This is a genomic window from Fulvivirga marina, assembly GCF_016775155.1.
Lineage (GTDB): Bacteria > Bacteroidota > Bacteroidia > Cytophagales > Cyclobacteriaceae > Fulvivirga > Fulvivirga marina.
In genome coordinates, this window is the sequence record NZ_JAEUGD010000058.1 from 298,259 (window position 1) to 320,049 (window position 21,791).

Consider the following 21,791-nt stretch of genomic DNA (forward strand, 5'->3'; position numbering starts at 1 on the left):
TCATCTGTATAGCTTAGAAGCTGAAATAAAAGATATAGATGAAAATAGGCCTGCTTTCAGATACTCATGGACACCTCGACCCTAAAGTATTCAAATATTTCGAAGCCTGCGATGAGGTATGGCATGCCGGGGATATAGGCCCGGGTGTATTAGAGCAACTGGTAGACTTCAAACCGACCAGAGCAGTATATGGAAATATAGATGGCCATGATATTCGTATTGTTTGTCCCGAACATTATAAGTTTAGATGTGAAGGCCTTAAGGTTTGGATGACTCATATCGGAGGCTACCCTCCGCGGTATAACCCGAAAATAAAAAGAGGTCTTCAACTTTCCCATCCAGACATTTTCATTTGTGGACATTCACATATATTAAGAATTATGAGAGACCCAAAGATCAATAACCTGTTGTACATTAACCCTGGCGCAGCGGGAATCCATGGCTTTCATAAGGTAAAGACGCTGGTGCGCTTTGAGGTTGTTGGCAAAGAAATTAAAGATATGCAGGTAATAGAGATTGGTAGCAGAACCAGTGGTCAGTAATGCTATTAGATAAACAATTCGCTACAGAGCATTACAGGTAAAAGTTACCAAAAAAAGTTTAACGTAAAAAAGGCTGCATCTTATGATACAGCCTTTTTTTAAATATTATCTTAAAGACTACTCCGTATCTTTTTTGTCCTCTTTTTTAGGAGCAGCTTTTTTTACTTCTTTCTTTTCAGCTTTTGGCTCTTCTGATTTTTCAGCCGCAGCTTTAGCTTTTTTCGCAGGCGCTTTAGCTTCTTTTTTCTCAGCTTTAGCCTCTTCTTTTTTAGTATCAGCTTTAGCAGAACCTTTAGAGCCTTTCTTGAACTCTTCTTTAATTTCCTCTACGTCAACTGATTTTATAACAGGCTTAGAGTTCAATCTTTGGATAGTCTCCTGTCTTACTCTAGCCCTTGTTTTATTTCTTTTCGCTTTTCTTTTAAGTCTGGTAACAGCCATTTCTGATAATATTTTTGTCAAAAGAGGCTGCAAAGATACGTTAATAGTATTTAATAATAAAAGGAAAACTGCAAATTAATAATGTTGTCTGTTCAAATGGACAACAAATCATTTGCGCTCTTTTTTGTAGCTTTGCGCCCATGAGTCAAAAACCCACATTACCCAAAGGTACACGCGATTTCGGGCCTGCGCAAATGGGCAAAAGGAATTTTATATTTAGTGCCATTAAACAAGTGTTTGAAAAGTACGGCTTTATGCCTCTGGAAACACCTGCCATGGAAAACCTGTCGGTACTGACCGGAAAGTATGGCGACGAAGGAGATCAACTTCTTTTTAAAGTATTGAACTCCGGAGATTTCTTATCCAAGGCAAAAGAAACCGATTTTGCTGCCGGCTCTAAGCAGTTGCTTCCCAAGATCTCCGAAAAAGGGCTTAAGTATGACCTTACAGTACCCTTTGCCAGATATGTTGTTATGAATCGCCACGATTTAGCCCTCCCTTTTAAGCGATACCAAATACAACCGGTATGGCGTGCAGATCGCCCCCAAAAAGGACGATACAGAGAGTTTTACCAATGCGATGCCGATGTAGTAGGAACCAACTCGCTGATATGCGAAACGGAGATCATACTTATGATCAATGAGGTCTTTGCAAAGCTTGGCATCAAGGATTTTGACATCAAAATAAACCACAGAAAAATATTGACTGGTATAACCCAGGCTATAGGAGCTACTGGCAAAGAAAGTGATTTCTGTGTGGCTATTGACAAACTCGACAAAATAGGCATAGACAAGGTTCTGGAAGAAATGAAAGGTCGCGGCATCAGCGAAGAAGCTACGCAGAAAGCCCTGCCCATTTTGGCGCTTACCGGTACCATTGAGGAGAAAATAGCACATCTGAAAAACATATTGCAAAATTCGGAAGAAGGTCTGCAGGGCATAAAAGATCTGGAAGAAATCCTGGAAACCTTGAAGACTTTTGACCTGGATCAGCACCATGTAGATTTTGACGTAACACTGGCCAGAGGCCTTAGTTACTATACAGGAGCCATTTTCGAAGTTAAAGTTAATAATGTTAGTATTGGTAGTGTAAGTGGTGGAGGCAGATACGATGACCTTACCGGAGTATTCGGTGTTCCTGACCTGTCAGGTGTAGGTTTCTCTTTTGGTGTTGATCGTATTTATGACGTCATGGAAGAACTAGACATTTTTCCAGAAGAGGCTCGCACTTCTACAGAAGTACTGATTATTCACTTTGATGATGAATCGAAAAAATATGGACTCTCTGTACTCAATCAGTTAAGGAAAGTAGGTATAAAATCTGAGATATACCCCGACTCTGCCAAACCCAAGAAACAATTTGACTATGCTAACAAAAAGAACATCAGTTATACCATAGTTATTGGCTCTGATGAAATAGCCACGCAAAAACTGTCTTTTAAAAATATGGCTTCCGGACAACAGGAAAAGCTAACTCTGGAAGAAATACTTAAACAATTATCAAAGCATTAATTAATGAACCAGATCCATTATATATCCGATAAATCATTAACCTTAGAGCAGGTTCAAGAGGTAATTTCAGGCAACTACAAATTAGCATTGTCGCCTGATGCTGAAGAGAAAATCAGCAAATGCAGAAATTATCTGGATCAGAAAGTTCAAAACTCCTCAGAACCTGTCTATGGGGTAAACACCGGTTTTGGTTCATTATATAATAAAAACATATCAAAAGAAGACCTGACAAAACTTCAGGAAAACCTTGTAAAATCACATGCCTGCGGTACCGGAGATGAGGTTCCTGAGGAAGTAGTAAAGCTTATGCTTTTACTAAAAGTGCAATCGTTAGCGTACGGACATTCAGGTGTACAGGTAGAAACGGTTAACCGGCTGATCAGTTTCTACAACAGCGGTATATATCCTGTTGTTTATGAAATGGGTTCTTTGGGTGCTTCAGGAGATCTCGCTCCCCTCGCCCATCTTTGTCTCCCGTTAATCGGTCTTGGAGAGGTTAATTATAAAGGACAGCGATACTCGGGTAAGCAAATTAACGAGAAACTGGGTTTCAAACCTATAGCATTCAGAGCCAAGGAAGGCCTGGCCCTACTAAACGGAACTCAGCTCATGAGTGCATACGGCATCTGGGCTTTAATTAATGGAGAAAAGCTTCTTGATCTGGCTAATATCATCGGAGCCATGTCTGTTGATGCTTTCGATGGCAGAATAGAGCCTTTCAGTGCCAAAGTACATGACATCAGACCTCAAAAAGGTCAAATCCTTGTAGCTAAAAAGTTCAGAGAACTCCTGGAAGGTAGCGACATCATTGCTCAACCCAAAAAACATGTTCAGGATCCATATTCATTCAGATGTATCCCTCAGGTGCATGGAGCCAGTGCAGATGCCATTTTCTACGTCAAAGACATTTTCCTAACAGAAATCAATGGTGTAACGGATAATCCGAATGTATTCCCTGATGATGATGAGATCATATCTGCCGGGAATTTCCACGGACAGCCATTAGCGCTGCCGTTAGATTTTCTATCCCTGGCATTAGCCGAACTCGGCAACATTTCTGAGCGCCGTACATACCAGCTCATATCAGGTTCTCGAGATCTCCCCAATTACCTTGTGGCTAATCCGGGTATTAATTCAGGACTGATGATACCTCAATATACAGCAGCATCTCTGGTAAGCCAGAACAAGCAGTACTGTACACCTGCTTCGGCCGACTCCATCGTTTCTTCCAACGGACAGGAAGATCATGTAAGCATGGGTGCTAATGCTGCAATCAAAACATATAAGGTTGTCAACAATTTATATCGTATTTTAGCTATTGAACTGATGACGGCAACCCAGGCATTGGAGTTTAGAAGACCCTTAAAAACATCTGGTTATCTCGAAGACTTTATGCGCAATTTCCGTGAGTATGTTCCGTTTATTGAAGATGACCGTGTTTTATATGAAGATATCGCCAGGGCGGTCAGCTTTTTAAGGTCAGTAAGCCTATAGCCTTTGAAACACACATTTAAACATATTGCTCTCTGTATATTGCTGCTTTCAGTCTCCCAGGCAGCTACTGCCCAACTGAGCAATAAAGGTTATTTTACTGTTAATGAAGACCGTGGGTGCAATCCGCTCACGGTAACTATTTCCCTTACTGCAAGTGCTCCATGCACCTGTTTTGTTGGTGCATGTCCTTGTAATATAGATTACGATGGCGATGGCACATATGAAGACCCTTTACCCAGCCCTGACCCGTATACATATACTTTTTCAGAAGCTGGAATATATCAGATCGAAGTGCTTTTTCAGGGAGGGTCAGCTCAGGACTTTATCACTATTGAAGTGGCAGAGAACACTCCTCCGAATTTCGATATTTACTCATGTTCAGGTGAGCGGGTGGTTATTAACATTAATGACGACAGCTTCGAAAATTATGTAATCGACTACGGTGATGGTAACACCGAAACTGTACCTCGTGGAGCGGCAAATCCGCAACATACGTACGCCGACAATTTGCAAAAAACAATTTCCATAAGAGGCTTGAATAATAGCGCTGAGGATAACTGTAATTCATTTAACAATACCGTGGTACCGCTCAATACTATTCCGGCTGCTGACATTACAGCTCTGGAAATGCTTGATATGAACACCCTCGTACTGGAATATAGTTTACAACCTGATATATTATACGAGTTACAAATATCGCCTTCGGGAAATTCCAACTTCAGCCTGCTTAAAAAGCCAGTGGATGAAACAACTGTAAAAGATACTATAAGAAACCTCAATCTGGCTGATGCTTTCTATTGCTTCCGGATGGCCTCCATTGATCCATGCTCCAATACAGTCGCCGCATATTCCAATGAAATCTGTAGTATTGATCTTGATTTGATCATAGAAAGTGATGTAAATAAGCTATCCTGGCAAACCGGTAATGTCGCCAGTTTTGATATTATACGTACTGGGGAAGATCCTTTGAATTACAACAATCGCCCTGGAGCGGAAAGAGTCTTTGATGACTCCAATGTACAATGCGATACAGAATATTGCTATACCCTGATAGGCAGGTATTCGAATGGAGCAACGACAACATCTCTCGAGCAATGTGGGCTAGCCTTCAGTTCTATCCCTCCGGATCAAATAAGAAATATTTCTACACAGGTTTCCGACAATATCATCGACCTGCTCTGGGAAGCACCAACCAATCAGAATGTAACGGAGTATCAACTCAAAAGGAGTAATACGACCAGTGGGTTTATCCCGGTTGGTGCCAACAATACAAATGAGTTTCAGGACACAGGAGTTTCAACATCTCAACAGTCCTACTGCTATGAGATTGCTTCTACAGACGACTGTGGCAACAAAAACCCTCAAAGTATTGTAGCATGCTCCATCCTACTTAACGGGGTTGCCCAAAACGACAATACGATCAACTTGAGCTGGAATCAATATCAAGGATGGGAAAACGGCGTAGCCGGTTATGTGGTACAAAAATCTTATCCAAGTGGTGCCGCATCACAAACTAATACCAACACGAACTCACTGACCGATGTTGACAATAATAACAGTGAGCAGGTTGTATTATACCAGATAATTGCCCAACCCAATCAGGCCGGCATACCTAATTCAACCTCTAATACCGTTGCTATTATTAAGCCTGTTAACATCTATTATCCAAATGCATTTACTCCTGATGGTAACAACAGAAATGAGGTCTTTAAGATCAATGGAAGGTTTATCATCAGCTATGAACTAAATATTTTCAACCGCTGGGGTGAATTAATATTTACATCAGACAACATGGATGAAGGGTGGGATGGTACTATGAATGGGAAAACACTACCACTTGGCACTTATGCATTTATCGCTAAAATGCAGGATATGGCAGGCAGAGATATAACCAGAACAGGCACAATATTACTTTTGCGCAATTAAAATATTTAAAATATCAATCAATGTTTTGAAATTGATATTATCCAATACATTTTTGCGATCCGATTTATGAAACTCTTACCTATAAACAAAGGTTTTATATAACTTACTCATCTAAATTTATAAGCTATGTTTGACATGATGAAGATGATGGGCAAAATGAAAGAGGTGCAAGCCAAAGTCAAAGAAGCCCAGGAGAATCTAGTCCATATTAAAGTAACAGGAGAATCTGGCGGTGGAATGGTAAAGGCTACTGTCAACGGTAAAAAAGAAGTGATCAACCTGGATATAGATCAGGACCTGGTAAAACCTGAAGACAAAGAAATGTTGCAGGACCTCGTAGTAGCCGCTGTAAACAAAGCTCTACAAGAGGCTGAAGTACTTGCCAAAGAAGAATTAAAAAAGAGTACCGAGGGCATGCTCCCTAATATCCCTGGCCTTGACTTGGGCGGATTGGTCTAGATGGAAAAAACCGCCATTGTTATTCTTAATTATAACGGAGAGGGTTATCTCCGTCAGTTTCTTCCCTCTGTAATTACTCATAGCGCCGGTTGTCGCATCATAGTGGCGGATAACTGTTCAACGGACAATTCTGTTGACTATGTCAGCAAGAATCACCCGTCTGTTGAGATAATAAAATTGCCAGTCAATGGCGGTTATAGTTTAGGTTATAATGAAGCCCTTCGACAAGTTGAAACTCAATATTATGTATTGCTCAACTCTGATGTTGAGGTAACAGATAATTGGGTTATACCTATAATCAACATGATGGACGATGACCCGAACATCGCAGCAGCTCAACCCAAGATACTGTCCTATCACCAAAAATCAGAATTCGAATATGCAGGGGCTGCCGGGGGATTTATTGATACGCTAGGCTACCCTTTTTGTAGAGGTCGAATATTTAACACTCTGGAAAAAGATTCAGGGCAATACAACGATACCAAGCAGATATTCTGGGCAACCGGGGCATGCTTATTTATACGCTCTGAAATTTTCCATAAACTAGAAGGATTCGACCCTGACTTTTTTGCACACATGGAGGAGATAGATCTCTGCTGGCGAATCAATAGCTCAGGACATAAAGTAATGTACAATGGCAGCAGCACGGTATATCACGTTGGTGGTGGCACATTACACAAATCCAACCCTCGTAAGACATACCTCAACTTCAGAAACGGGCTTTCCCTCATATATAAAAACTATAGTACACTTGAGCTATATATTAAAATGCCATTACGGATAACGCTGGATGTTATAGCTTCAGTTAAGTTCATGCTTTTTGACTCCTTTGCCGACGGAGCCGCTGTAATCAGGGCTCATTTAGACTTTTTGAAAGACCTAAAAAGAAACTACAAAAAGCGAAGAGCCGTTCAGCAAAAGAAAATCAGACAGGTCGAAACTATCTACAGAGGCTCTATAGTCTTTGAGTATTTTATAAAGGGAAAAAGGAAGTTTGAAGCCCTAAAAATGTGCCGGAACAATCAATAATACCACACAGAATTTTTTCTGCGCCGAAGGTGCTTTCTTATGTTCATAATGAATGCCATCGCCAGATAAATGATAAGAGGCGAACCGAATGTGAGGAATGAAGCATATATAAAATACAGTCTGATACTGGAGCTTGCAATCCCTAATTTCTCCCCCATCCTTGAACACACTCCGAAGGCATACTTCTCAAAAAAATGCTGTAACTTTTTCATTTTGAGGCCTTTTAAATATGGAAAAAACGCATCCTAATAAATAAATACGTCACTTAATCCTTATTATTGTGTGACTTACCGACAAATATGCGCCTTTACAAATATAATAAGCATATTATCAAAAGTCACTTAGTTATTTCTTATTTTTTTTAACTATTATTGCATTAATTATTATAACCTATAATTTTGATATCCTAAAATTCAACCAGACATTAAAAAACGAAACCAATGAGAAAATTATTCTACGCTATAGCTTTGTTTGGAGTGTTATCCCTTTCAGGTTGTGCGCTCAACCAAATGGTTAAAATGGCGGAGGACCAGAACTTAACCGTTACTCCCAATCCATTGGAGGTACACGCAGACACAGTTGCTTTTGAAATGTCAGCTAACCTTCCTGTAAAAATGCTTAAGAAAGGAAAGGTATATTCTATCAATTCTTTCTACAAGCATGGAGATAACGAAATTGCGCTTGAACCAGTTCAATTTAAAGCTGAAGATTATCCAAATGCTAACGAACAGCAGCCCAAACAAACTAAAGAGTATGCCTTTGCTTATGCACCATCGATGAAAACTGGTGCTCTTCAGGTTCAGGGAGTTGCTTCTGATCCTAAAAACGGAAAAAATAAAGAAACCCCAAGAATGGACGTTGCTCCAGGTGTGATCACTACATCTAAATTGGTAGAGCCTGTATACTTCGCTGCTTATGCAGACCATGGCTACAACAACCAAGAAGAGTTAATCCCCACAAGAGTAAATTTCTACTTTGATCAAGGAAGCCCTGTTCTAAAATATTCAGAGAGAAGAAGTGACCGAGGTGGTAAGCTTTCTGCTTACATCGCTGAGAAAAACGCTACAAGAACTGTAACTATCACTGGTACTCACTCTCCTGAAGGTGCTGAAAGAATTAACTCAAAGCTTGCTAAGCAAAGAGCTGAAGCTATCCAGAGTTTTTACCAAAGAGAAATGAGAAAATACGACTACAAAGGATTAGCTGATTCTATCAAGTTCATTGCCAAAGATGTTGTTGAAGACTGGGGTGTATTCAAAGATTCATTAGCTACTTATGAAGGTATCACTTCTGAAGAAAAGTCAGCTTACCTTGATATCGTTAACGGTCCTGGTACTTATGAGTCTCAAGAAGATGCTCTTCATAACTTACCTACCTATAAGAAAGTTTTCAAAGAATTGTACCCTAAATTGAGGGTTGCAAAAACAGAGATCCTTACTGTAAAAGAGAAGAAAACAGATGCTGAAATCTCAGTATTAGCTAAGCAAATAGTTGATGGTACTGCTTCTGCAGATACTCTTTCTGAAGAAGAATTAATGTACGCTGCTACTTTAACCCCTTCACTTCAGGAAAAAGAAGCTATCTTCAAAGCTGCTACTAAAAAATCTGATAGCTGGAATGCTCACAACAACCTTGCTGCTGTTTACATTGCAATGGGTATGGAAGGTGATAAAGATAAGTATGCTGACATGGCTATGACTCAGTTGGAAATCGCTGCTAACAAGAAAGAAGCTGCTGAGGTACACGCTAATATAGCCACTGTTGAAATGATGAAAGGTAATGCTTACAAAGCTTACTCTCACTTACAAAAAGCTAACTCTATGAGCCCAAGCAACGAGCTTACTCAAGGTATCAGCGGAGTTCAAGGATCTGCAGAGATCATGATGGCGAAATACAACGAAGCTGTTTCTTCTACTTCAAACGCAGAAGACAACGCAACTAACCTTTTTAACAAAGGTCTTGCTCAGCTTTTAAATAAAGATTACCAAAACGCTCTTAACTCTTTCAAAGAAGCTACTGAAAAAGATAGTAATATGGCTATCGCTTTCTATGGTGCTGCTATCGCTAGTGCTCACCTGGGTAATGAAAGTGATGTGTATGCTAATCTTGAAAAAGCAGTTGCTGCTAACCCTGAGTTGAAAAGCAAAGCGTTGGAAGATCTTGAATTCGCTTCTTACGTAACTAACGAGCAATTCAGAAATATCCTGAAATAAAGATTAGGTTATTAAAATTATTGGAAGCCCTGAAGAAATTTCTTCAGGGCTTTTTTATTTTATGATAATGCGTTTTGTGGTTAATGCTGCGAATGCTATTTTTACAAACCAATTTTTAAACCCGATAAAATGAGAGAAATACAATTTAGAGAAGCCTTAGGCGAAGCCATGAGCGAAGAAATGCGCAGAGATGACAAGGTATTCCTGATGGGTGAGGAAGTAGCAGAATACAATGGCGCATACAAAGTAAGCCAGGGCATGCTTGACGAATTCGGACCAGAGCGTATAATTGATACACCAATCGCTGAGCTTGGTTTTGCAGGTATTGGTGTTGGTGCTGCCATGAATGGCCTTCGCCCTATTATTGAATTCATGACATTCAACTTCTCTCTGGTAGCCATAGACCAGGTAATCAACAGTGCCGCAAAGATGATGTCTATGTCTGGAGGACAATTTCCTATGCCAATTGTATTTCGAGGCCCAACCGGTAACGCAGGTATGCTAAGTTCTCAGCACTCACAAAACTTTGAGAACTGGTATGCTAACTGCCCGGGATTAAAGGTGGTTGTTCCATCAAACCCATACGATGCCAAGGGCTTACTCAAATCTTCTGTACGTGACAATGATCCTGTGATCTTCATGGAATCTGAGCTTATGTACGGTGACAGAGCAGCGGTACCTGAGGGCGAATACCTCATTCCAATCGGTACAGCTGACATCAAAAGAGAGGGTACTGATGTAACCATTGTTGGCTTTGGTAAGATCATGAAAGTGATCATGGAAGCTGCTGAAGAAGCTGCTAAAAACGATATATCTGTAGAGGTAATCGACCTACGAACAGTTCGTCCTATTGACTATGCTACAGTAGTTGAATCAGTGAAGAAAACTAACAGATTAGTAATTGTAGAAGAGGCATGGCCATTAGCTGCTATTAGTTCAGAAATCACTTACCATGTGCAAAAACATGCGTTTGACTATCTGGATGCTCCTATTCATCGCATCAATAGCATGGACGTACCGTTGCCATATGCACCAACACTTATTGATGCTATACTGCCTAGCGTAAAGAGGACACTGGAAGCTGTAAATGCAGTTCTTTACAGATAATTAAGCCTGAATTGCCACTTTAATGACACCTACTTCAGGTCAATCAAGTTTTCCAAAAGGGCAAAAGAAAACTGACGCTTTACTTATAGAAAGCGAAAGGCTAATCATACGGAATCTTCAGGTCAATGACCTGAAGAACTTCCTTAACTACCGTACAGACCCAGAGGTTTGCCGCTACCAGGACTGGGAAGTACTTAATGACGAGTTTGCACGTAATTTCATCGATGAACAGCAGCACAAATCGCTTGACGATCTTGATGAATGGATACAACTTGGCATTGAACTAAAAAGTGAAAAGCAGCTAATAGGAGACTGCGCTATTAAACGCCATGATAGAAATGGCTCTATTGTTGAAATAGGATATGCCATTAGCCCCGCATACCAGCGTAGAGGCTATGCACATGAAGCCGTCAACCAACTCATCCGGCACCTCTTCACAGAACATGGAGTTCACCGTATAACAGCTCGCTTAGATCCTAGAAATGAGAGCTCCCTTGCCTTACTTAACCGCCTAAACTTTACACAGGAGGGACATTTCAGAAAGTGTTTTTACGACGAGTTTGACAAAGACTGGGTGGACGAAATCATGTTTGCTTTACTGAAAGAGGACTACCCCATATAGTCATTGCCCTTTCTAAGAAAGCTGAAATTACACAAAATTTAAGGGTATCTGCATAATAGACCGCCCCTAATCTATTCACCGAGATCTCACAAAAAAGGCCAGAACCACTGGTCCTGACCTCTATATTTAAACTTGAATTAATTCCTTATCTGCCAAATGGATTAAGTGCAGCCAATCCTTTTTTACCACCTCCCATTTTATTCATGGTCTTCATCAGCTTTTTCATATCATTAAATTGCTTCAGCAAGTTATTTACTTGCTGCACTGATGTGCCACTACCATCGGCAATTCTTTTCCTTCTGCTTCCGTTAATTAGCTCAGGACTTTCTCGCTCTTCCATCGTCATGGAGCGTATAATAGCCTCAATAGGTTTAAAAGAGTCATCGTCCACATCTATACCTTTTAAAGCTTTCCCCATACCTGGGATCATTCCCATCAGATCTTTGATGTTACCCATTTTTTTGATCTGCTCTAACTGAGACAGAAAGTCATTAAAATCAAACTGATTTTTACGGATCTTCTTGTTTAATCTGCGTGCTTCCTCCTCATCAAAAGTCTGCTGTGCTTTCTCTACTAATGAAACAACATCACCCATACCAAGGACTCTGTTCGCCATCCTATCCGGGTGAAATTTATCAATAGCATCCATTTTCTCACCGGTACTGATAAACTTGATGGGTTTATCTACTACCCTGCGGATTGAAATAGCTGCACCACCACGGGTATCACCATCGAGTTTGGTAAGTACCACACCATCAAAATTCAACCTATCGTTAAATGCTTTGGCCGTGTTTACCGCATCCTGACCAGTCATCGAATCCACTACAAATAATGTCTCCGATGGGTTCAGTGCCTCTTTAAGCTTAGAAATCTCATCCATCATTGCCTCATCCACGGCCAAACGACCAGCGGTATCGACTATGACTATTTTCTTACTATTATCTTTAGCATGTTTGATGGCATTATTGGCAATCTTAACAGCATCTTTATTTTCAGGTTCTGCATATACCTCAACACCTATTTGCTCACCAAGAACCTTCAACTGGTCGATCGCAGCCGGACGATAAATATCGCATGCAGTTAACAACACTTGTTTGCCTTGCCCTTTCAGGTAACTGGCCAGTTTTCCGGAAAAGGTCGTTTTACCAGAACCCTGAAGACCAGATATCAAGATAACAGATGGGTTTCCATCCAGTTTGATATCCTGATGGGTACCCCCCATGAGCTCTGTCAGCTCATCATTTGTAATTTTAGTTAAAAGCTGTCCTGGAGATACCGCAGTAAGCACATCACGCCCCAGCGCTTTTGCTTTGATATCATCAGTAACTTCCTTGGCTACTTTATAGTTAACATCGGCATCGATTAAGGCTCTTCGTATTTCCTTAACCGTTGTTGCTACGTTAACCTCAGTAATACTTCCCTGCCCTTTTAAGGTCTGAAAGGCCTTTTCTAACTTAAAACTTAAATTATCAAACATATCTATTCAGTATTATAGGCTGCAAAATTAATGATTCCATAGGTTATAATGAAAAAGGATTGAATCTTTTGCTTCAAATAAACCGCTCTACCTCCAGAAATGGCTTTACGCTTCAATAACGAATATTTATTAAAGTTTTTTTGTACCTTGGGACTTTTAAACTCTTTAAAAAAATGCGTTTTCTAATCATCCCTATTCTCTTTTGCTGCTCATGCGCATCGGTTTATATTCCCAATTCACGCAACATGCCCATTATTGATCATGGAGGTGAGGTAATAGCATCTGTAAAAGGTGGCAGTACTGGTTTTGAAGGTCAGCTGGCCTTCTCTCCAGTGGACAGGTTTGGTATAATTACAGACGGGCTATATAAGAACAGTTCTACCAGTGAGACTGATGATGATTACCAAAAGCACGAATATCTAGGGATTGGAGCCGGGTATTACGAACCCATCTCCGACTGGGGAGTTTTTGAATTATATGGTGGTTATGGCAAAGGTGAAGGCTCCGCACAAGATGAATATATTTTCTTTACTAGCAATACCGAATATGCTACAGGGAAATATAAACGCTATTTTGTGCAACCTGGCTTCGCTCTAAAAAAAGAAAATATAGAGTTAGGGTTCTGCTACCGAATAGCACGTGTAGAATTTTATGAGTTTGAAGACAACAACATTCAGGGAATAGAAATAAGCAACACTATCATGGAGCCTGCCGTTGTTTTCAGGGCAGGTGGTAAAAACATCAAAATGGATAGCCAATTGGGCTTCAATATACCCATGTATGAAACAGAATTTGAATTCCCTATATTTACTATATCTGTAGGAGTAATGCTCAGGTTAGACTTCGGCAGAAAGGCTGTATCTAAATCTTCTGGCGATATGAAATCACCGGAAAACTTTCCCCAGCCTTAAAGACTGATCTCCCGGATGGCAACTGTAAAAATGCATCCGCTTCCAGCAAGTTTGCCAAATCCCCAGATCCTTTGCCAATAACAGGAATTGCCAGTAGCTGGCCTTTATCTAAATTCAATTTTACTTGTAAAAAGTAGGTTAATGGTGGGTTAAATTCAAAATCTTCAGACAGACTGGCTTCAATCTCCCGATTGTCGATCCCATAGCACCTGTTGAGCCACGGAAGAGTATATGTATAAAAACACATAAATGTTGAAACCGGATTACCCGGCAAAGCAAATATAGTGGTAGAAGAACTGCCGTCTTCACGTACTCCAAACCAAAAAGGTTTGCCGGGACGCTGCTTTACACCATGAAACAATTTCCTGACATTTAACTTTTCTAATATCTCTGGTACATAATCTTTTTTTCCCTTAGAAACTCCTCCACTGAGAATGACCAAATCGTATTCCTCAACTATCTCCCTAAGCTTTACTCCAAGCACTTCCTTTTCATCATTGATATGAAATCCCTTAGACTCATGCCCGTTAACCTGTAAAGCTGATTGAAGAGCATAGGTATTGGATCTCCTAATTTGATAAGGGCTTGGTGTATCATTCACATCTACCAATTCGTCACCCGTGCTAACAATAGCAATTCTCAACTGCCTAACCACTTCAACTGCGTGCTTACCTACAGTAGCCAAGATTGCGATTTCTGCTGGAGATAGTTTTTGATCTTTATGAATCAGTATATCATCAACCCTCCGATCGGTTCCTTTCAAATGCACATTTTGAAACGATGTAACAGCATCAACCGATACATTGGCCACTTTGCCTGTAATATTTACGTCTTCATAACGTATAACCACATCCGCATTTTGAGGCAACATAGCTCCAGTCATAACTTCTATACAATTTTGAGTCTCAGAAAGAGTCTGTTGCGGAGAGCCCGCTGTTTGCATACTTTCTACATAATACTCCCTTCTACCTGCTTCCCAGGCCTGAGAGTTTATCGCAATACCGTCCATCATCACCCTATTAAAGGGCGGAAAGTCACGATCTGCTAAAATATCTTCTTTCAACACTCTGCCTATAGCCTTATCCAGGAAGATTTTTTCTTTTCCAGGCTCTAAAGTATGGGACATCACTATATCAATCGCTTCCTCTACAGAAATCATTTTAGTATTTTTGCTTTAGTTCAAATAACAATAAACCGGTCTTCGAAAGCACCCTTTCCTTTCTGTTATGCTTAAGAAATATGCTTTCAAGCTCAAATTTTAAGAACGTGAAAGATAACAAATTCACTCATATTGACCCTTCCGGAAACCCAAAAATGGTAGATGTTTCGGAGAAATCCATCACAAAACGAACAGCCACTGCACAAACAAGAGTTAATGTAGGTGATGAGATACTTTCTTTATTGCAAAATGACGAAATTCACACTAAAAAGGGGCCCGTTTTTCAAACGAGCATTATTGCCGGGGTTATGGCTGCAAAAAAAACATCAGAACTAATACCATTTTGCCACCCCATAGCACTGGATGACTGCAAAATTGAAATATTGGTCGAAGAAAAAGATATTGTAATAAACTGCACCACTATTACTACAGCTAAAACCGGTGTTGAAATGGAAGCTCTTTCAGGTGCATCAATCGCTGCTCTTACAATTTATGATATGTGTAAAGCGCTGTCTCACGATATTGAGATAAAATCAACCCAATTGATGAGCAAAACTGGTGGAAAAAAAGATTTTCACAGAAAATGATTACCCCTAAACTTTATGGGTTGGTGTTGATTGGTGGTGAAAGCCGACGAATGGGCAAGGATAAGAGCTTGCTAAGCTATCACTCAAAGAACCAACGCGCTCATAGTTATGAGCTACTAAGTGGCTGCTGTAACAAGGTATTTTTATCATGCAATGCTAACCAGACACCAGAAGTCACCCAGCCTTTTATTGAGGATTCGAAAGATTACCTAGGTCCACTGGCAGGTTTGTTAAGTGCACAAGAAAAGTTCAGGGATGTAGCATGGCTTGTTTTGGCGTGTGATATGCCATTTGTGGACGAAGAATTACTGGATATGCTTGTGAGGTATCGCGACCCGAAGGCCTTGGCTACTTGCTTCTATCATGGATTTCCAGAACCTCTTTGTACAATCTGGGAACCATCCTCTTACAAAGCTCTCATCCAATTTGTGAACTCAGGTAACCTCAGGCCTAAGCAATTCTTAAAGGAAAACACGGTAAAGTATATTCATACTAACTCGGAAATAAAAGACAAATTTCGAAATATCAATTCTCCTGATGAAAATGTGAATTGAGGCCAAACAATTTGTAAAGAAGATAAAAGACGTAATCTTTGCACATTCTTTAAAAACCCTGGTTAGCTATGAAGGATCTTCGAATAATATATATGGGTACCCCGGAATTTGCCGTACCCTCGCTTGAAATACTTCTTGAGAATAATTTCAATGTAGTAGCTGTTATTACGGCCCCAGATAAACCAAAGGGCCGTGGGCAAAAAATGATGACATCTCCGGTTAAGGACTGTGCTGTAAAGCATGGCGTTCCTGTACTCCAACCTACCAACCTTAAAAGTCCAGAATTCATCGAAGAACTAAAAAGCTATAATGCTAACCTGCAAATTGTAGTAGCCTTTCGCATGTTACCTGAAATAGTATGGAACATGCCGAAAATAGGCACATTTAACCTTCACGCTTCACTTCTTCCTCAATACCGTGGGGCTGCCCCAATTAACTGGGCCATTATTAACGGTGAAAGAGAAACTGGAGTATCTACCTTCTTTTTGAAACATGAGATAGATACTGGAAAAATCATCTTTCAGGAAAAAGAAGTAATTCATGAGGATGATACCGTAGGGGACCTATATGAAAGACTGATGAAAAAGGGAGCGCAGTTAGTGCTTAAAACTGTTCAGGCGATTCAACAAGAGGACTACCCTCAAATCGAGCAAAATGAAAACCAGGAACTCAAAGCGGCTCCCAAAATTTTCCGGGAAACGTGTAAAATAAACTGGAGTCGATCAACGGACCGTGTTTACAACTTTATTCGTGGCCTCTCGCCATATCCCGCTGCATGGACTGAGATCACCGGGAAAAACCTGAAGCTATTTAAAGTCAAAAAGCAAGGAATGACTGATGAGCTTAAAGCTTTACAACCCGGTGAGTATGTTACTGACAATAAAACTTATTTGCATTTCAGAACTACTGATGCGGGGGTCGATATCAAAGAATTACAAATCGAAGGCAAGCGCAGAATGGGTATTGAGGAGTTTTTAAGAGGTAATACTATCTAATCTTCCCGTAAGCCTGCCTTACCTACTGGATGTTTGGAGATTTTTTACCAAAACAATGAATGTTTAAACTTTTATTAATTCATTTCGTTTAATATATGAAGGAAAACATTAAACAAAATGGATAAGCAACTATTTCGACTGATTTACTCAAGTCTCCGTAAAGAAAATTGTGATGCTTCAGAAATTGATAACATTCTTAATGCGTGTAAAAAAAATAATCCAGGTAAAGATATAACAGGTATACTTTTACACTCAGATAAGAAATTCATCCAGTACCTGGAGGGCGATTCAAAAGAAATCCTGGGACTATATGACCACATCAAAAAAGATGACAGACATAAAAGCGTCGTAATGTTATCATACGGACCTATAAAACAACGGAATTTTCCAAGTTGGCATATGGGATATAAGAATATTTCATTGGACAAACTTGCTTTCCAAACCAGCATTGATCCGGCAGATAAGGAAGTGTTTATCTCCATGATTGAGGGCAAAAAACAAGACGACGATCGAGGAATTGCTGTACTTAAAAAATTCTTCGAATCTGTATAAATACATAAAACGTAGCTGTTTTACTTCTCATCTACCTTAACCAAAACAATTATTGTCCTTATTTATTTCTTATATTTTAGAATTATAAGAACTTTTGAGGATGAAAATATCAATGATCGCTGCGGTCGCAGAGAACAAAGTTATAGGTAAGGACAATGATCTCGTCTGGAGTTTACCAGACGACATGAGATTTTTCATGAATAAAACCTCTGGTCATCATGTAATTATGGGGCGAAAGAATTATGAATCGATCCCCTACAAATTCAGGCCATTGCCTAATCGCACTAACATTGTTATGACCCGTCAGGAAGGACTTATTATAGAAGGTACTCATATTGTACATAACCTGGACGAAGCCCTTCACATGGCCAAATCTAACCAGGAGGAGGAAACTTTTATTATTGGAGGCGGAGAGATCTACAGGTTGGGACTAGATGTCGCCGATATTATGTACCTTACTGAAATTAAAGCTTCTTTTGAAGGTGATGCTTTTTTTCCCGAATTCCATCATTCAAAATGGCAAGAAATTGAGCGCATACCTCATAGTATCGACGAAAAACATGCATATGCATTTGATTTTGTAACTTACAAAAAGAAGTAACTGCGCTCCAACTCTTTAAAGCATGATAGCTATATGAATGTTAACAACAAAGTTATATGGGTGACCGGTGCTTCATCTGGCATAGGTGAAGCTCTTGCCTATGCATTGGCTAAAAGAGGTGCCAAACTAATTCTTTCTTCCAGAAGAAAAGAAGAGCTTGAACGCGTAAAGGCATCCTGCAAAGGAAAAGATGGGGATATACAAATCCTTCCTCTTGACCTTGGTCAGAGAGATTCTTTGAAATTAACTACAGAAGCTGCTGTCCAAATGTTTGGCCATATCGACATGCTAATACATAATGGAGGCATTAGCCAGCGCTCGCTGGCAAAGGACACCGATATGGAGGTTGATCGTAAGTTAATGGAAGTAAATTATTTTGGTACTGTCGAAATCACAAAACACCTGCTGCCTCATTTCCTGGACAGAAAGACGGGGCACTATATTGTTGTCACCAGCCTGGTGGGCAAATTCGGAACCCCATACCGGTCAGGATACAGTGCTTCCAAACATGCTCTACATGGCTTTTTTGATTCACTAAGAGCTGAACTGCATAGGAGCAATATAAAAGTTACTATAATCTGTCCCGGATTTATCAAAACTAATGTTTCTGTCAATGCATTGACAGAAAAGGGAACAAAGCTCAACCAAATGGATGATGCTCAAGCTAATGGCATGCCCCCAGATCTATTTGCCAGAAAAATGATCCATGCCATTGAATCAGGAAAGAAGGAAGTCTACATAGGCGGAAAGGAAACTTATGGAGTATACCTTAAACGCTTCTTCCCCAGTCTTTTTGCAAGGGTAGTAAGAAAAGCCCGAGTAAGGTAGAGTACCGGGGTACTTACAGGTTTTCGCCAACGTTAAGCCCTGCAGACCAGTAAAGGTAAGCTTCATTTTTTTTGTATGTTGCGTTGAGCTTGAGCAATTTACTTTTTGCCTCTATCAACTTATCCACCTGAACGTTGAGCTTAAACAGATCACTCTCTCCATTCTGCAGGTTCAGCCTCTCGGCCATTACCATAGCATTGTAGCCTGTCACCATCAACTTCTGGTTTGCTACAATTTGAATTGTATTAACCAATTCATTGTAGTGACTGTTGATCTCATTAATTATCTCTCTCTCCCTGAAGTCGCGTTCATAGCTGTTATCATTAATCTTTAGCTTCACCTGACTTATCTTAGCTCTCTCTTTGCGTAAAAAAAGAGGGAACGAAAAGTTCAACCCGATCTTATAGTTATCTTCAAGGGTTACACTGTTTTGATCTCCTTCAGCATCAAATGGCTGATCAAGCAAATAATACCCTAAATCTAGTCTGGGCTTCAAATTTTCCTTTGCAAGACGCTGATCGATCATCAAAGCCTCACCTTTGAGATCTAACTTTCGTAGTTCGGGGTGATTATTTCTGGCCAGCTCCAATAGACGAGTCAGCTCTTCTTCCGAAGCATTCGTCAACACTACTTTTTCCGGAATAGCATTATCCTGCAACTCAAGAGGGGCTCCTGAGGCTTCCCATAAATGATTAGACACTTTTAAGGTAGCATTGATCCTTTCAATATTAGCCTGCCGAAACTCCACCTTTCTTTTTTGCCAGGTAATAAATGCTTGTACCGTATCAATGGCAGCCACTTCCCCATATTGAAATGCCATTCGAGTTCGATCAAAAATATCATGAGCTAGATTTATCCCTTGCTCTGCCAACTTATAATTATTATAAGCGTAATACCACGCCCAATAATCTACAGTCGCCGAAAGCAACAGCTTATTAATAAGCTTAACCTGCTCATAGTCAACCATCTCACGAAAGACAAGTGCTTGTTTGACAACTGCCCTCCGCTCATCAATGAACAACCCTCTACCTACTGTCACTGAAACTCCTCCATAAACCTGTCGGTGGTTCGTTCTTTCAGAAATATACTTTTCCGGGTTAAGGTAGTCTCCATAGTTTCTCTCAACCCCTATCTCCGGAGTAACAGGAAACCAAACAGGTATTTTTAAAGCACCTTTAAATGCATTATAATATTCAGTGTCTTTAAACGACTTCTTATTCCACCCCACTTCTATTTTGGGATCAAAACCACCACGAGCCATTCTAAGCTCCTGAGCTGCTTGTTGCGGCAGAAGTTTAGCCTGTTTAATAATAGGATGATGCTTCATTACCAACTGATAGAAATCTGCATAAGAGAAAATAACGCTATCTGCAGACTGCGCAGCACCTGAAACTGCTACCAGGCAAAACAAGACGGTAATAATGTTATTTATCATTCTTCTTTTCATCTGAAGGTTGTGTTTGACTTTCATAAAGGCTGGGTGGGAACCCGTTGAGTTGCCTCCAGATTTCATACCATATCGGTACATCATCAAGCATAATCCATCCTTTGGCTCCAGAACCCAACCTTACCTGCTCAGGCCACTCTTCGTCATTCGGGTCCGGCGTAATTAATATCCTAAACTTTCCATTTTTAGCATCCATTCTATCTATGACTTTCACTATTCCCCCAAAGGAACCTACCGAAACACTTGGCCAACCGGAAAATTGCAAGGCTGGCCATCCATCAAACTCTATCCGTACCTTTCTTCCTTGAGTAATAAGTGGAACATCCATAGCCTTAACATAGAGTTCCACTGCCTTATCCAAAGACTCTGGAATAATGCTAACCACCGGCTCCCCTTCTTTGATCGTTTCACCAATCCCTGCTTTCAATGCCTTTACGATATAGCCGCTCTGTGGAGCCTGAAGATAATATTGCTGACTCCTGATCTGCATGTTTGCAATTTCATTTTTCAGCTTCGAAATTTCAGCCTCAGATTCATATACTTCTGAAAGTGTAGCATTCCGATCAGACACAGCCTTGTTGATCTTATCTCTGTACTCCGCTGTTACACCTGTAATATCAATTCTTGCATTCATCACCTCAGCTTTACTTTGTAGAAATTTATTCTCAGCTGAGACCTGCTTCATTCTACTTTCCTGCAGCTTAGATTCAATATCCTGAAACTTTGTAAGAGCAATGTTCCCAGCTTCATACAGTACTTTGTTCCGCTCATATTGATTTTGAAAGTTTGAAAACCTCACCTTTTCAGCCTGAAAATCAACGCTATCACTGGTTAGCTTTAATTTTGTCTGTAATAGTTTGTTTTTTGTCTGATTGAGTTTCACCTTAAGTGCCTGCTCCAGGGCCGCAATCTGATCACCCAGTGCCTCAGCCTTGTTCTTTTTAGACTTCAGGGCATTCTCTTTTGCCAAGAGTTGTTCCCCAAGACGCTCCAAAAGTTTAGGGTCAAAATATTTATCTTTGATTTCCGAAAGTAGCAGAATAGTATCCCCCCTTTCTACAAATTCTCCTTCCATTACCTTCCACTCATTAATCCTTCCCGCTATGGCACTTTCCACAGTTTGAGGACGGTTTTCTGGTGTTAGTGCTGTCACTTTTCCTTCTCCTCTAATGTTTTGCTGCCAGGGTAGGAAAAGACACACAATAAACATAAACATAAAGCCCAGCAACCATCTCGCCAGCACCTTGCCCGCATCAGGTGTTTTCAGAGTCTTGAGTGTATATAGCTCATCCTCTTTTACCCGTTTCTTTATTGATATCGATGATAAGTTTAACAT

22 protein-coding genes are annotated in these 21,791 nt (G+C 40.3%); 16 read left to right on the forward strand and 6 right to left on the reverse strand.

Annotation, left to right across the window (positions count from 1 at the left end):
• The first annotated feature begins 38 nt into the window (after positions 1–38).
• A complete protein-coding gene (locus tag JMN32_RS17650; RefSeq protein WP_202857681.1) occupies positions 39–542 on the forward strand; it encodes a metallophosphoesterase family protein in 504 nt (167 codons plus the stop codon).
• A gap of 117 nt (positions 543–659) precedes the next feature.
• Here JMN32_RS17650 and JMN32_RS17655 read toward each other — a convergent pair whose 3' ends face one another.
• Entirely contained in the window at positions 660–983 is a 324-nt protein-coding gene (locus JMN32_RS17655) for a hypothetical protein (RefSeq protein WP_202857740.1), read from the reverse strand.
• Between the two features lie 140 nt (positions 984–1,123).
• Here JMN32_RS17655 and hisS point away from each other — a divergent pair, with 140 nt between their 5' ends.
• The 5 genes from hisS (at position 1,124) to JMN32_RS17680 (ending at position 7,402) form a co-directional block, all read left to right on the forward strand.
• The gene (gene hisS / locus JMN32_RS17660; protein ID WP_202857682.1) at positions 1,124–2,494 is read left to right on the forward strand and encodes a histidine--tRNA ligase; all 1,371 of its coding nucleotides are present in this window, start codon (positions 1,124–1,126) and stop codon (positions 2,492–2,494) included.
• A gap of 3 nt (positions 2,495–2,497) precedes the next feature.
• Positions 2,498–3,988, forward strand: coding sequence for a histidine ammonia-lyase (gene hutH, locus JMN32_RS17665; protein ID WP_202857683.1), 1,491 nt, complete (start codon positions 2,498–2,500; stop codon positions 3,986–3,988).
• 3 nt (positions 3,989–3,991) lie between these two features.
• Entirely contained in the window at positions 3,992–5,914 is a 1,923-nt protein-coding gene (locus tag JMN32_RS17670; protein ID WP_202857684.1) for a T9SS type B sorting domain-containing protein, read from the forward strand.
• Positions 5,915–6,040: 126 nt separating this feature from the next.
• On the forward strand, positions 6,041–6,373 hold the full coding sequence (locus JMN32_RS17675) for a YbaB/EbfC family nucleoid-associated protein (RefSeq protein ID WP_202857685.1): 333 nt from the start codon (positions 6,041–6,043) through the stop codon (positions 6,371–6,373).
• A complete protein-coding gene (locus JMN32_RS17680; RefSeq protein WP_202857686.1) occupies positions 6,374–7,402 on the forward strand; it encodes a glycosyltransferase family 2 protein in 1,029 nt (342 codons plus the stop codon).
• Here JMN32_RS17680 and JMN32_RS17685 read toward each other — a convergent pair.
• Entirely contained in the window at positions 7,396–7,614 is a 219-nt protein-coding gene (locus tag JMN32_RS17685; protein WP_202857687.1) for a PspC domain-containing protein, read from the reverse strand. The two genes, JMN32_RS17680 and JMN32_RS17685, sit on opposite strands and share 7 nt — an antisense overlap.
• 228 nt (positions 7,615–7,842) lie before the next feature.
• Between JMN32_RS17685 and JMN32_RS17690 the strand changes: the two genes are divergently transcribed.
• The 3 genes from JMN32_RS17690 (at position 7,843) to JMN32_RS17700 (ending at position 11,344) form a co-directional block, all read left to right on the forward strand.
• Positions 7,843–9,615, forward strand: a complete 1,773-nt coding sequence (locus JMN32_RS17690) for a TPR end-of-group domain-containing protein (RefSeq protein WP_202857688.1) — start codon at positions 7,843–7,845, stop codon at positions 9,613–9,615.
• A gap of 129 nt (positions 9,616–9,744) precedes the next feature.
• Positions 9,745–10,722 carry a pyruvate dehydrogenase complex E1 component subunit beta gene (locus JMN32_RS17695; protein ID WP_202857689.1) on the forward strand — a complete coding sequence of 326 codons (978 nt, stop codon included), beginning with the start codon at positions 9,745–9,747 and terminating at the stop codon, positions 10,720–10,722.
• A 22-nt stretch (positions 10,723–10,744) separates the two neighbouring features.
• On the forward strand, positions 10,745–11,344 hold the full coding sequence (locus JMN32_RS17700; protein WP_202857690.1) for a GNAT family N-acetyltransferase: 600 nt from the start codon (positions 10,745–10,747) through the stop codon (positions 11,342–11,344).
• A 145-nt stretch (positions 11,345–11,489) separates the two neighbouring features.
• Here the strand turns inward: JMN32_RS17700 and ffh are convergent, their stop codons facing one another.
• Positions 11,490–12,821 (reverse strand): signal recognition particle protein, encoded by a 1,332-nt coding sequence (ffh, locus tag JMN32_RS17705; RefSeq protein WP_202857691.1) that lies wholly within the window; start codon positions 12,819–12,821, stop codon positions 11,490–11,492.
• A 173-nt stretch (positions 12,822–12,994) separates the two neighbouring features.
• Between ffh and JMN32_RS17710 the strand changes: the two genes are divergently transcribed.
• Positions 12,995–13,732, forward strand: a complete 738-nt coding sequence (locus JMN32_RS17710; RefSeq protein WP_202857692.1) for a hypothetical protein — start codon at positions 12,995–12,997, stop codon at positions 13,730–13,732.
• On the opposite strand, the gene JMN32_RS17715 is transcribed toward JMN32_RS17710, so the two are convergent.
• On the reverse strand, positions 13,683–14,891 hold the full coding sequence (locus JMN32_RS17715; RefSeq protein WP_202857693.1) for a molybdopterin molybdotransferase MoeA: 1,209 nt from the start codon (positions 14,889–14,891) through the stop codon (positions 13,683–13,685). The two genes, JMN32_RS17710 and JMN32_RS17715, sit on opposite strands and share 50 nt — an antisense overlap.
• A 107-nt stretch (positions 14,892–14,998) precedes the next feature.
• On the opposite strand from JMN32_RS17715, the gene moaC reads away from it, so the two are divergent.
• The 6 genes from moaC to JMN32_RS17745 all read left to right on the forward strand — a co-directional run bounded on the left by moaC (position 14,999) and on the right by JMN32_RS17745 (position 19,008).
• On the forward strand, positions 14,999–15,478 hold the full coding sequence (moaC, locus tag JMN32_RS17720; RefSeq protein WP_317191792.1) for a cyclic pyranopterin monophosphate synthase MoaC: 480 nt from the start codon (positions 14,999–15,001) through the stop codon (positions 15,476–15,478).
• Positions 15,475–16,032: an NTP transferase domain-containing protein gene (locus JMN32_RS17725; protein ID WP_202857695.1), complete on the forward strand. Its 558-nt coding sequence runs from the start codon at positions 15,475–15,477 to the stop codon at positions 16,030–16,032. The genes moaC and JMN32_RS17725 overlap by 4 nt, the downstream gene beginning before the upstream one ends.
• Before the next feature lie 68 nt (positions 16,033–16,100).
• On the forward strand, positions 16,101–17,027 hold the full coding sequence (fmt, locus tag JMN32_RS17730) for a methionyl-tRNA formyltransferase (protein ID WP_238354528.1): 927 nt from the start codon (positions 16,101–16,103) through the stop codon (positions 17,025–17,027).
• 117 nt (positions 17,028–17,144) lie between these two features.
• Positions 17,145–17,579, forward strand: coding sequence for a BLUF domain-containing protein (locus JMN32_RS17735; RefSeq protein WP_202857696.1), 435 nt, complete (start codon positions 17,145–17,147; stop codon positions 17,577–17,579).
• Positions 17,580–17,679: 100 nt separating this feature from the next.
• Positions 17,680–18,180: a dihydrofolate reductase gene (locus JMN32_RS17740; protein ID WP_202857697.1), complete on the forward strand. Its 501-nt coding sequence runs from the start codon at positions 17,680–17,682 to the stop codon at positions 18,178–18,180.
• 33 nt (positions 18,181–18,213) lie between these two features.
• On the forward strand, positions 18,214–19,008 hold the full coding sequence (locus JMN32_RS17745) for an SDR family oxidoreductase (RefSeq protein ID WP_202857698.1): 795 nt from the start codon (positions 18,214–18,216) through the stop codon (positions 19,006–19,008).
• A gap of 13 nt (positions 19,009–19,021) precedes the next feature.
• On the opposite strand, the gene JMN32_RS17750 is transcribed toward JMN32_RS17745, so the two are convergent.
• Together JMN32_RS17750 and JMN32_RS17755 are read right to left on the reverse strand one after the other, a co-directional pair.
• Positions 19,022–20,455, reverse strand: a complete 1,434-nt coding sequence (locus JMN32_RS17750) for a TolC family protein (protein ID WP_202857699.1) — start codon at positions 20,453–20,455, stop codon at positions 19,022–19,024.
• Positions 20,433–21,791: an HlyD family secretion protein gene (locus JMN32_RS17755; protein WP_202857700.1), complete on the reverse strand. Its 1,359-nt coding sequence runs from the start codon at positions 21,789–21,791 to the stop codon at positions 20,433–20,435. Before JMN32_RS17755 ends, JMN32_RS17750 begins: the two co-directional genes overlap by 23 nt.

Bases quoted from the DNA above. Each gene is read 5' to 3' on its own strand.
- fmt (WP_238354528.1), top strand. From the start codon at position 16,101: ATGAAGGATCTTCGAATAATATATATGGGTACCCCGGAATTTGCCGTA.
- JMN32_RS17655 (WP_202857740.1), bottom strand. From the start codon at position 983: ATGGCTGTTACCAGACTTAAAAGAAAAGCGAAAAGAAATAAAACAAGG.
- JMN32_RS17685 (WP_202857687.1), bottom strand. From the start codon at position 7,614: ATGAAAAAGTTACAGCATTTTTTTGAGAAGTATGCCTTCGGAGTGTGT.
- JMN32_RS17650 (WP_202857681.1), top strand. From the start codon at position 39: ATGAAAATAGGCCTGCTTTCAGATACTCATGGACACCTCGACCCTAAA.
- JMN32_RS17740 (WP_202857697.1), top strand. From the start codon at position 17,680: ATGAAAATATCAATGATCGCTGCGGTCGCAGAGAACAAAGTTATAGGT.
- JMN32_RS17695 (WP_202857689.1), top strand. From the start codon at position 9,745: ATGAGAGAAATACAATTTAGAGAAGCCTTAGGCGAAGCCATGAGCGAA.
- ffh (WP_202857691.1), bottom strand. From the start codon at position 12,821: ATGTTTGATAATTTAAGTTTTAAGTTAGAAAAGGCCTTTCAGACCTTA.
- JMN32_RS17690 (WP_202857688.1), top strand. From the start codon at position 7,843: ATGAGAAAATTATTCTACGCTATAGCTTTGTTTGGAGTGTTATCCCTT.
- hutH (WP_202857683.1), top strand. From the start codon at position 2,498: ATGAACCAGATCCATTATATATCCGATAAATCATTAACCTTAGAGCAG.
- JMN32_RS17755 (WP_202857700.1), bottom strand. From the start codon at position 21,791: ATGTTAAACTTATCATCGATATCAATAAAGAAACGGGTAAAAGAGGAT.
- JMN32_RS17745 (WP_202857698.1), top strand. From the start codon at position 18,214: ATGAATGTTAACAACAAAGTTATATGGGTGACCGGTGCTTCATCTGGC.
- JMN32_RS17700 (WP_202857690.1), top strand. From the start codon at position 10,745: ATGACACCTACTTCAGGTCAATCAAGTTTTCCAAAAGGGCAAAAGAAA.
- JMN32_RS17680 (WP_202857686.1), top strand. From the start codon at position 6,374: ATGGAAAAAACCGCCATTGTTATTCTTAATTATAACGGAGAGGGTTAT.
- JMN32_RS17675 (WP_202857685.1), top strand. From the start codon at position 6,041: ATGTTTGACATGATGAAGATGATGGGCAAAATGAAAGAGGTGCAAGCC.
- JMN32_RS17710 (WP_202857692.1), top strand. From the start codon at position 12,995: ATGCGTTTTCTAATCATCCCTATTCTCTTTTGCTGCTCATGCGCATCG.
- JMN32_RS17725 (WP_202857695.1), top strand. From the start codon at position 15,475: ATGATTACCCCTAAACTTTATGGGTTGGTGTTGATTGGTGGTGAAAGC.
- JMN32_RS17735 (WP_202857696.1), top strand. From the start codon at position 17,145: ATGGATAAGCAACTATTTCGACTGATTTACTCAAGTCTCCGTAAAGAA.
- JMN32_RS17715 (WP_202857693.1), bottom strand. From the start codon at position 14,891: ATGATTTCTGTAGAGGAAGCGATTGATATAGTGATGTCCCATACTTTA.
- JMN32_RS17750 (WP_202857699.1), bottom strand. From the start codon at position 20,455: ATGAAAAGAAGAATGATAAATAACATTATTACCGTCTTGTTTTGCCTG.
- hisS (WP_202857682.1), top strand. From the start codon at position 1,124: ATGAGTCAAAAACCCACATTACCCAAAGGTACACGCGATTTCGGGCCT.